Below are 10,008 nucleotides of genomic sequence, written 5' to 3' on the forward strand. Positions count from 1 at the left end.
TTGCGAATCTATCGTCTGGAAGTGTCCTAGATGGGTAAGTTTCGGACAACGGTTGCAGGAAATCTAATAGGGAGTTAGTATCTTCTGTGGTATTTTTTAGATGATTTTATAATTTTATTTTGTTTGGCTGGCTAATTTTTTGAATTTTTTTGATGGTTTTTGTTTCTTGTTCTTATTTTTGATTGGTTCTTTTAGGTTTTTGTGATTTTTTGTTTTCGGGTGGTGACTGTATTTTTTGTTTTTTTAGGTGGTGGTACCAGACGGTGATTATTATCATAGAGAGTGGGATGGTGGTTGAGGTTATAGTGCCTATTATTAGTGAGAATCCTATTATGGGAGGTAGTGTGTAAACAAAGGTGGTGGAGGATATGCTGAAATAGTTTGCTGGTGTGATTATTGTGGGTATTGTTGGTGCCACCTTAAAGGCTACTAGGTAGGCTAGAATGAGGGTTAGAATTGCTATCATGCCTCCGATGATTAGTAGTTTGAATGTGTCTAGTTTTTTTCCTCGTGTTAATTCTATGCTTCTTTTGATCGCTTTGTCGATTGCTATTCCTTCGATTATTATTGCTGGAAAAATCAGTGACAGGATTACCGCTAGGTAGATTCCGGGAATTATGAAAACTGCTAAGCCTGCAATTAGTATCAGGAACAGAAGCGTTAAGGCGCCTAATAGTTTTCCAGAATACTTTGTAGCAGTTTTTAGGCTTTCTTTAAGGGTTGTTTTATTTTCTGTTAAGTGATCGTATGCGTATTTTATGATCATTCCTTCTGCTGTTAAGAGTAATAGCAGGCTGAAGAGAGCTATTAGATAATACATTATAGGTAAACTGAAAAGCGTGATTTGTAGGAGTAAATCGTTCCTATGGAGCGATGAGTAAAATGGATTAATTAGTGAAAATAGTTCAAAATTCACTAGCTGGTATACGTTCCTCGCAATCGAGATAATAATTACTTGAAGAGCTATCAGAATAGCGAAGGGTAAAGTAACTTCGGAAAACACTGCCTTCCAAGTTGTTAAAGAGGCGTCAAGTATTCCAAACAAACCGTTACGAGATTCTGAAGATTTAAATTTTTTATTTTCCTTTTCTTGGCCAAAAAAACTAACTCCTAGAACCAATAGGCCCAAAGCAGCCACTCCAAGTGCAAAAACGAGATTAGGATTTGGTGATCCGAAGATAGATGAAATAGGATCAAATGCTAAATTTTTACCTACTATGATTAGTGATTGACTATTGCTATTTTCCCACTCTATTTTGTAGAACCATGGGAAGTACATGTTCGGTGTAATGAAAGCCGCGACTCTGGAGTTTTCCACTCTATAAATCAGAGGTTCGCCCGGGAGAAGAGAAGTTATGGTAAAGTTGATAGGCCCGCTAGCAACAAAAAATCCTCCAATAAAGATACTGCTACCAGCAGCATTACCGAAGAGGGAAATTTCGAAAGAATAAGAGGGAAACATAACTTGGGACGTGTCAGGTCCGGAGAAGATTGCGTAACCATCTCCAAATGAAGCACCCGGAAAAGCTAATCCCGTGCCAACATTCACTATGGGAGCCTTAATCGGAGCCTGCCGAGTATAGTGGGTAAACGAAGCACCCGCTATAACGAACAGCCCAAAGCTGATAATAATAATGCCGATAAGCATCAATCTGGTAATCTTTACCAAATCTAAAACCTCGAGTACACTTTGAAATCACAGATATTCTCTTTAGTACTGCTTAGTATAAAATAATTTTGGTTTCATAGAAGTATTATAATCTAAAAATGGGGATTTTCATAATTTGCCCTAAAAAATAGATGCTTGGCATAAAAATAAATCCATTATCGATAAAAATATGCAAAAGCAGTTCTTCGAATCCATTGGATAACATAGAGTCAGTGGTTGAACCTCAATATCTAAAACCCAAAGGAAGTCATATTAAAAATAATCGCCAAACCGAAAATTGAATATGGACTCAAAAATCGAAGAAGCCACACAAAGTTTTTAAATCGCATTTCTGAGGCTAAAGCTCATCTATTCGTTTAACAAGAATGTAGTTATTTTACCCGATAGTAATTCATATTGGTTGAACAGGGAATGCATAAATGCTTTCCATCCATGACCACTGACTTGGTTTCCATAGTCATTTCTCCACACTTCTCGCATCTCACCGATTGTCTAATTTCAGCCATAGGCGGCTCATCCATTTCAACCGACAGTATGTCAAAAACCTCATTGTCCGGCAAGTCCCCGAAACGTTTAACAATTTTAGCAAACTTGGCCATTTTTTTCTCCGGATTCTCCTCACTCATAGCCTCTCTCAAATCTTTTTCGTCAGCAATTTTCCCAAAACTTTCTGGTTTAAAGACAAGCCTGATAGCCTTCTTCTTGTTTCGAAGATAAAAGGTAGCAGCCATCTTACCATAATCCTTGAACAAAAGATTACCCTTCCCCAAAGTAACACCGGTAACAGTTTGTAAACCATCCACCGCGCAAGAGTCATTTTCAACCACTGCGTAAAGCTCCTCATCAGAGACCCGATCCACGTCCAAAATATTAAGGGCGGCAACACCCATTCTAACACCAATCAATAAACCCAGACAGGTATGCCCATGAAACTCCACAGCATCCTCAAATAAATTCTTAAAATCAACCATAACAATAACACCTCCCGAAAAACACTCCACAAAACAATTTGGCGAAACTTAAGATATGATAGTGGAGGAATCACGCCTCCATATTAAGACCCTCAAAGACGTAACACAGACGACGCGAATTGCACACTGCGTAACTGATTGAGAGCCCCAAAGGAAGGAGGTAGATACAGGAGGCGCGTTCCAAATGAAATTACCTCTTCCTATTTAAAAACCCTTTTGCTTCTGAACATACTCCGAAACCCGATGAGCCGCGATAGCTCCTTGAGAAACAGCCACCACTAAAAGCTGCAAATCGGTAGTTACATCTCCCACCGCGTATATTCCCTCGAGGTTGGTTCTCTGCTCCTTATCTACCTTTATAAAGCCTCTATCATCAGTTTCAACACCCAATTTACCATAAATATCAGTATTAGGAGTCATACCAACCGCGAGAACCACCATATCTACCACTAGGTCAAAATCCTCATCCTCATCCAGATCATGCAGGACAACTTTCTCCACCGTATCCTCCCCCTCAATCTTCACAAGCTCCGTCTTCCCCAAAAGCTTAATCCTATCAGATCTCTTAATCGTCTTAACATCCCGATCTATACCCACAAGGTCTTTCTCTTTATAAGCAAAAGTGAGCTTATCCGCAATGTTCTCCAGAGCCAGAGCGGACTCCAAAGCCTGCTCACCGTTACCATAAACCAGCACCCGCTTCCCCATAAACTTCTCAGGATAAGTTACATAGTAGTAGACACTCTTATCACCCTTAGTGAGCTCACTCTCACCGGGAATACCACAAGCCAAAGGCATAGTACCCGTAGCAATAATCACCGCCCGAGCCCGATACTCACCCATCGCAGTCTTAACCAGCTTATCCGGAAAAACCTCACTCACAAACTCGTTTTTCATATCAACTCCTAGGTCACGAGCCTGCTTCAACAAATTGGTCACAAAATCCCGGCCCAAAGTATTATCAGGCAACCCTGGAAAATTCAGAATCTTCTTATTAGGATAAATAGTAGATAAAACACCGCCCCAAGACTTACCCTCAAAAACCGCAACACTCAAACCCCTACCAGCAGTCTGAATAGCAGCAGTAAGACCCGCAGGTCCCCCACCAATAACAATCACATCATAATCAAAAAAACCCTCAGCCTTCGCCCGCGGACCCACCTCCCCACGCTCCTTTCGCGCCAAATAATCCTCAATAGCAGCATGCAAAGCATCTGCAGCCAAATTACTACAATGCATCTTAATCGGAGGCAAACCCTCCAACTCATCCGCCACATCCTTACGAGTAATCTTCAAAGCCTCATCCAAACTCATGCCTTTAGCCATCTCAGTAATCATACTACTAGTAGCAATCGCCGACCCACAACCATAAGTTTTGAATTTTATATCCTCTAGTTTTCCATCTTTTGAGACCTTTATGGTCATTTTCATCATATCGCCGCACAGAGGATTTCCTACCATTCCTTCTCCGTCTGGGTTTTCTATTTCTCCGACGTTTTTCGGGTTTTTGAAGTGTTCTTTTACTTTTTCACTATATTGTGTTGGTTTCAACTTTTTTCTCCTCTATCTTCATTTCTTGTGTAGTTATCTTGGCTTTTTTGTTTTTTCCTCTTCTCTTTTTTTATTTTTGTTTTTTTTGGCTCTTATTTTCTTTTCGTTTTTCATGCCGTGTTGCATAATTCTTATTTTTTATTTTTTTATGGGATTTAATGAATTTTTTCTAATTTTACAATGTTAATTTGAAAAAATTTTAAAATATAATCAAATTTTTTGAAAAAGTAAAATTTTGCAACAGAGCAGTTTTTCAAGTAATTTTTATTCACAATTGTTAATTTACAATGTAAATCACCGATGGGTCGCTTATAAATATTACTATATCAGTTTTGGCACAGTTAACCTAGGGTCACCAATCACGGGTAGAGGTATATACTCCTCTTCCTTTATAAATAGACACGGTGATTTGTTTGGATTCATATTCCCAACTCATCAAAGACACCCTAGAAAAACCCGGCGACACAAGGATTAAGCAGAAACTCAAGACATGGTCCGGCGAACTCCCCTGCCCAAACTGCAGCTCCCCCTCACGCAAAAACGGCACAAGAAAATACCGGGACGCCTCAACCACACAGGAGTACAAGTGCAAGAACTGTGGCCTCCGCTACACCATCCTAACCATCATGCACGAGTAGAAACACAAAAGATACCCACCCTGCCCAAACTGCGGCACAAACACCCACGTGATGCGAAAAGGCTTCAATAAAGCCAAGAAACAGAAATTCCTCTGCACCAGCTACGGACACTATTTTAAAAAAATTTCAAGGGCATAAAAACCGACCCCGAGAAAATCTGCAAAGCCCTCAAAGAATATACACTCAGAGGCGTCTCCTGCCAAGACCTAGCTGACAACGTAGGCCTGACCAGCGCGGGACTCTGGAAAATATTCCAGAAGCTCGCCGAGAGAACCTCCGACCCACTCACAGTATTTAACCCCCGCCTCTCGCCGATCCTGATAGCCGACGAACACAAGGTAAAACTCAATGGAGTATGGGGGTACTACTGGAACACCCAAGACCTAGAAACACACATAGAGGTGAACCGGGCGTTCAGCTGGGTTAGAAACGACCTGACGGCCAAGAACTTGGTCGAGGAGGCGCTGGCCAGTAACATCGAAACCAAGGTCGTAGTAAGAAACAGCCTCCTCAAGGTACACCGGACTCTCGGTTGCACCCCATTCGAAGCCGGAGGGCGTCGAGAAGCTTAACTATTACGAGGTGTGGGACAAGCTACTCAGGAGCAAATGCCCATGATTGGTGACTCCAGGTTAACTGTGCCCAGTTTTTACAAAAGCATACCTCACCCACAAATTCACTCAAGCATTTTATAGAAGGTTTAGGATTTGGGTTATTTTTTGTATATCTGTGCCTAGGTGTATTGCTTTTATTCCGGGACATCCTTTTTTACGCTTCTAGTGTTTAATTCTTGGTCGTCTACGAATATTACTTCGGAGTATTTTATGTCTATTCCGTCTTTTTCTTTGACTTGTTTTAGGATTGTTTTTATGTTTCTGTTTTTGCCCTTGTGGTAACCTGTGGGTGGATGAAGTAATAATTGATTTTGAAGAGTTTGAAGCATTCGGTGACCATGTTGGGTTCGGGGTCGTTTAAACTGGCTATTGACATTAGAATGCCTTTTTCTTGTAAACTCTTTAGCATCTCTCGAATACCGGGAAATAGTTTGACTGTTTCACCTTGGGAGTCGCTGATTACATCGGTTTTAATGATTCTGAGAGGCGGTTTAAGGAAGGAGGCGTATGTGATGCTGACTTGCCAGAGGGTGTTGTCTACATCGAAAACTACCAGTTTAATTGGCAAGTTAATGCTACTCCCGGTCTTGTGGATCAACATTGTGATATTTAGAAATAAGTTTAAAGGTTATGTAGGTTTTTCTATAGTTTCTATTGTGTTATTTAATTTTTTAAAAATCTATCTAAATAGGGGATTTATTGTATGTTAATTCTGTTACAATAAGTCTACCTTTTATAATATTCTGATTTTTATATTCTTTTATGTTAACTTTCCCTGGTGGTTTTTGTGGAGGGAAAACGGGTTTAAACCCCTTGTTTTAGGGGGATTTCACGCCTAGCAGGGTTGGAATCACCAAAAAGTGGTTCCTGGAGGGGAAAGGAAAGCGGGATTTAACAGTTAACAGAACTAAAACAAATCATCATATAATAAATAGTAGACTCATTGTTCTGTTATAGCTTAGGGATGTATGAATTAATTTTATTAGTTAAATTCTTCACTATTAAGCAATAAAAAAGGAGAAAATGCCAGATGAAGGGGTCAACAATCTTTCTAACAACCCTAGGGATTTCACTTCTATTGCTTGGTGTAGGTCTTGTTTTTACGCTTCCGAGTCAGACAGTTTTTCCCAACAACTACCCCGCTCAGATATTTCCTCTACCTATTGGCGGTTTTGAGTTCCAAGTTGGGGACTTTTTCGTAATTTATATGCAACCAGATTCACAAGTATTACAGTTTATTTACTATCCTTTAACTTCGATAAACTACTTTGGAGGTTTTATTGCCTCCAACAATCCGGTTAACATCGCGGTATATGGGATTTCAGATTGGGGCGGAACACCTTTAATCGAGATTAACAACGCCCTTCTAGCAGCTTATTTTTCCGCCCTTCCAATTCCACAGGCTTTTGGAGGCGTTATATTAAAAATTACAAATACAGGCAGTGAACCCACGATTCTAATTGGGCAAAGTATGCAGTACACTACAAATCTTACCTCGAATCCTATGATTAGTTTTGGCTATGCACTCATAGCTGTAGGCTTGTTTATTGGATTAGTGGGCATGATAGGGGAGAGGTGGCGGCCTGAGCCACTTACGTACATTCCTTCATCCGCAGGGGAAACTGTTTCCACGGGTTTGAGAATCTGGAAGAGAATATTTGCTTCAATAGTGATTCCCTTTGGTCTAATATACTCTATTTATACGCTGATTTATTTCCTCGGCTACTCTTATTCACTATCAAGCATCACCTCTCAGAGTTCAACAGCGTTAGCAACAGCCTATGGTGTCCAGTATGGTCTCCTGTTCGTCGGCTACTTCTTCATTGTGGTGGCTGAGGGCATAGTTATTAAAGCAACCTCGAACATAATTGAGGGCAAAAGTTCAAGCTTAATCCAGAATCTTAAACTTGTTCTCAGACGCTCATGGAAATTGTACATAGCCTACTTTGTTTACGGCTTGATTGTTGGATTAGGTATGCTCCTCCTTATTATTCCAGGAATATACTTGGCAATAATTTTTACGTTGGTTTTACCAGCGATAGTAATTTCAGACACCGGACCGATGGAGTCATTTAGTTTTAGTAAAATGCTTACTGAAAATGATAAGATGAGAACCTTGGGAGTTCTGCTCGCATCAGGACTAATTGCATCAATTGCTGCAATTCCCCTTACCATTATAGCTCTCTTCGCATTATTGCCTTTCAATTATCTAGGGGTGGGCATGATGTTTGGCATGCCAATGACTAATCAGTTCCTAATCTTCAATTTACCACTTCTGCTTGCCGCAACAATCTTAGTAGGCATCATAGGATCCACAACAACCATAATCAGTCCTATAATATTAACAACTTGGTTCTACGCTCTGGGAGGCGGCTACGAAAAAACGCGTGAAATTCAGATTCCCAAGCCTGGAGAAGAAACAAGATTATGCTCCAAGTGTAACAAAACAATTTCCAAGAAATCAAAGTTCTGCCCTTATTGCGGCGAAAAACAAGTGTAATTTGGTTTCCACTAAAAACTAACATTTCCTACTTTTTTCTAACATTTATATGAGTTAATCTATTTATTTTCGTGTTTTTGAGTTATTTCTACTATTAAAAATCAGAAATTAGTTAAGAATGAAATTAGAAGAAAAACGTCTAATTAATGGTTTAACTATTATTTAAATGACAACATTTAAGGAAGTTTTATTCTTCTCTTTTGGGGGTAAGTGGTGATAGTTTTCTGAGCCGGTCTATTACTTGTGGTAGAACTTCTAGAAAGTAGTCTACGTCTTCTTCTGTGTTGTATTTGCCCAGTGTGAGTTCTAGTGATCCGTGTGCTTCCTCTTTTAAAAGTCCTGTGGCTATGAGTACGTGTGAGGCTTCTAGTCTTTTTGCGGCGCAGGCAGAGCCGGTTGATACGGCTATTCCTTTCATGTTTAGTCCTAGTAGGATGGCTTCTCCTTCTATGTAGTCGAATCTGAAGTGGGCGTTGTTTGGTAGTCTCTGTGTGGGGTGTCCGTTGAGGTATGAGTGATCAATTGTGCCCAGCACGGTGTTTATGATACGGTCTCTCATTTTTTGTATTCCGGTACTGTCTTTCTCCATTTCGTTTTTGGCGATTTCTGCGGCCTTCCCCAGGCCCACGATGCCCGGTATGTCTTCGGTTCCGGATCTCAGGCCTCTTTCCTGCCCTCCACCGTGTATTATGGGTTCTATCATGGTGCCGGTTTTTATGTAGAGTGCTCCGATTCCGCGTGGTCCATAGATGTCGTTTGAGGATAATGTTAGCAAGTCTATTCCATCTTTTTGAACATCGATAGGTATTAGCCCTTCGGCGGCTACTGCGTCTACATGTAGGGAGATGTTTTGGTCGTGAGCTATTTTTGAGATTTCTTTTATGGGTTCTATGGTTCCGATTTCGTTGTTGGCGTAATTTATGGATATGAGAAGCGTTTCAGGTTTGATCTGTTTCTCCAGTTTGTCGAGTTCTACGGTTCCATACTTGTCTACTCCCACCCTAGTTGTCTTGAAGCCGAACTTTTCAAGATACTTGGTGATGTTTAAAATCGATATGTGCTCGATGGCCGAGATTATAATGTGTTTTCCCTTATTCTGATTTCTGAAGGCTACTCCTTTTATAGCTAAGTTGTTTGACTCTGTTGCTCCCGAGGTGAAAACAATTTCTTTAGGATCTTTGGCGCCTATTAGGTCGGCAACCTTTTTTCTAGCATCCTCCATAGCTTCAACTGGCGGATCACCGAAAATGTGTAATGAAGAAGGATTGCCAAAAATTTCTCTATGATAAGGATTCATAGCTTCCAATACTCTAGGATCTACTGGTTTACCAGACACGTAATCTAAGAAGATGATTCGAGTTTGTCCCTCCTCCTTGTTTTGGGTCAATTTTGTAACTTTACTTGGATTATTTTCTTTTTTCAAGACTCATCTCCTTTAAAAATTTTTATTATATGTAATTTGGATATAAGTATTCTGGACTGTTTAAGGATATTTGTTATTTTGTTTTCAAGTATTGGATTTATTTTATTTTAGCTTTTTTACTAGAAACCGGAGGGTTCGTCCTTCTTTTTCCAATTTTAATAATTGATTTCCGGTTCTTTTTGCCCACCGAGTGATGTCTTCTTCTGCGGCTGGGTCATCAGCTAAAATCTCTAAGACTTGCCCTTTTTCTATCTTTTCAATTTCTTCTTTGGTTCGGAATATGGGTTCTGGGCAGTAGAGTCCAATTGCATCTAATGTACGATCTGGTTTGATATCTTCTGTCTTTTTTTCATTAGAACTTGGCATATTAAACATACCTCCTTTTGCTTATTATTTCAAATTTTCTTCTTTTTTCCTCCCCATTATGAATTTTAAATGGTCATAAACTTTTCTTAGAGCGGCATAAGTTGCATATATTAAGAGTCCGAACAATTAGTTATACCTCCTTTTTGGGAAAATATATTATTAACAATTGTTAATTTCATTTCACATTGTAGGAATAATTAAAGCCTTATAAACATTTCTCGAAAATCAGTATTTGAAAATGAAATAGGTTATTAAAACTGGTTTTGGCTGGTGAAC

Annotated in this window: 9 protein-coding genes and 1 pseudogene; 2 read left to right on the plus strand and 8 right to left on the minus strand. The window is 39.8% G+C overall.

Translation table 11 applies throughout. From position 1 onward, the window contains the following. Positions 1-172 precede the first annotated feature (172 nt). The 4 genes and pseudogenes from ACUVXA_RS10840 to nifU form a co-directional block, all read right to left on the minus strand. Positions 173-1,669 (minus strand): glycerophosphoryl diester phosphodiesterase membrane domain-containing protein, encoded by a 1,497-nt coding sequence (locus ACUVXA_RS10840; protein ID WP_445871277.1) that lies wholly within the window; start codon positions 1,667-1,669, stop codon positions 173-175. A 371-nt stretch (positions 1,670-2,040) separates the two neighbouring features. After that, positions 2,041-2,640 carry an FmdE family protein gene (locus tag ACUVXA_RS10845; RefSeq protein ID WP_445871278.1) on the minus strand — a complete coding sequence of 200 codons (600 nt, stop codon included), beginning with the start codon at positions 2,638-2,640 and terminating at the stop codon, positions 2,041-2,043. 204 nt (positions 2,641-2,844) lie between these two features. Next, positions 2,845-3,801, minus strand: coding sequence for an NAD(P)/FAD-dependent oxidoreductase (locus ACUVXA_RS10850; RefSeq protein WP_445871285.1), 957 nt, complete (start codon positions 3,799-3,801; stop codon positions 2,845-2,847). Positions 3,802-3,810: 9 nt separating this feature from the next. Next, positions 3,811-4,191 (minus strand): annotated as a pseudogene (nifU, locus tag ACUVXA_RS10855) (Fe-S cluster assembly scaffold protein NifU); the annotation flags it as partial. A 404-nt stretch (positions 4,192-4,595) separates the two neighbouring features. On the opposite strand from nifU, the gene ACUVXA_RS10860 reads away from it, so the two are divergent. Continuing rightward, positions 4,596-4,829 carry a hypothetical protein gene (locus tag ACUVXA_RS10860; protein WP_445871279.1) on the plus strand — a complete coding sequence of 78 codons (234 nt, stop codon included), beginning with the start codon at positions 4,596-4,598 and terminating at the stop codon, positions 4,827-4,829. A gap of 115 nt (positions 4,830-4,944) precedes the next feature. Here the strand turns inward: ACUVXA_RS10860 and ACUVXA_RS10865 are convergent, their stop codons facing one another. Both ACUVXA_RS10865 and ACUVXA_RS10870 read right to left on the minus strand, forming a co-directional pair. Further along, positions 4,945-5,118 (minus strand): hypothetical protein, encoded by a 174-nt coding sequence (locus ACUVXA_RS10865; protein WP_445871280.1) that lies wholly within the window; start codon positions 5,116-5,118, stop codon positions 4,945-4,947. Positions 5,119-5,696: 578 nt separating this feature from the next. Further along, entirely contained in the window at positions 5,697-6,011 is a 315-nt protein-coding gene (locus ACUVXA_RS10870; RefSeq protein WP_445871281.1) for a magnesium-dependent phosphatase-1, read from the minus strand. A 462-nt stretch (positions 6,012-6,473) separates the two neighbouring features. On the opposite strand from ACUVXA_RS10870, the gene ACUVXA_RS10875 reads away from it, so the two are divergent. Next, positions 6,474-7,943 (plus strand): zinc ribbon domain-containing protein, encoded by a 1,470-nt coding sequence (locus ACUVXA_RS10875; protein WP_445871282.1) that lies wholly within the window; start codon positions 6,474-6,476, stop codon positions 7,941-7,943. Positions 7,944-8,130: 187 nt separating this feature from the next. On the opposite strand, the gene ACUVXA_RS10880 is transcribed toward ACUVXA_RS10875, so the two are convergent. Both ACUVXA_RS10880 and ACUVXA_RS10885 read right to left on the minus strand, forming a co-directional pair. Further along, entirely contained in the window at positions 8,131-9,366 is a 1,236-nt protein-coding gene (locus tag ACUVXA_RS10880; RefSeq protein ID WP_445871283.1) for a cysteine desulfurase family protein, read from the minus strand. A gap of 102 nt (positions 9,367-9,468) precedes the next feature. Beyond that, entirely contained in the window at positions 9,469-9,732 is a 264-nt protein-coding gene (locus ACUVXA_RS10885) for a sulfurtransferase TusA family protein (protein ID WP_445871284.1), read from the minus strand. Positions 9,733-10,008 lie beyond the last annotated feature (276 nt).

It is taken from the genome of Candidatus Jordarchaeum sp. (assembly GCF_052745115.1).

Bases quoted from the DNA above. Each gene is read 5' to 3' on its own strand.
- ACUVXA_RS10885 (WP_445871284.1), bottom strand. From the start codon at position 9,732: ATGCCAAGTTCTAATGAAAAAAAGACAGAAGATATCAAACCAGATCGT.
- ACUVXA_RS10875 (WP_445871282.1), top strand. From the start codon at position 6,474: ATGAAGGGGTCAACAATCTTTCTAACAACCCTAGGGATTTCACTTCTA.
- ACUVXA_RS10845 (WP_445871278.1), bottom strand. From the start codon at position 2,640: ATGGTTGATTTTAAGAATTTATTTGAGGATGCTGTGGAGTTTCATGGG.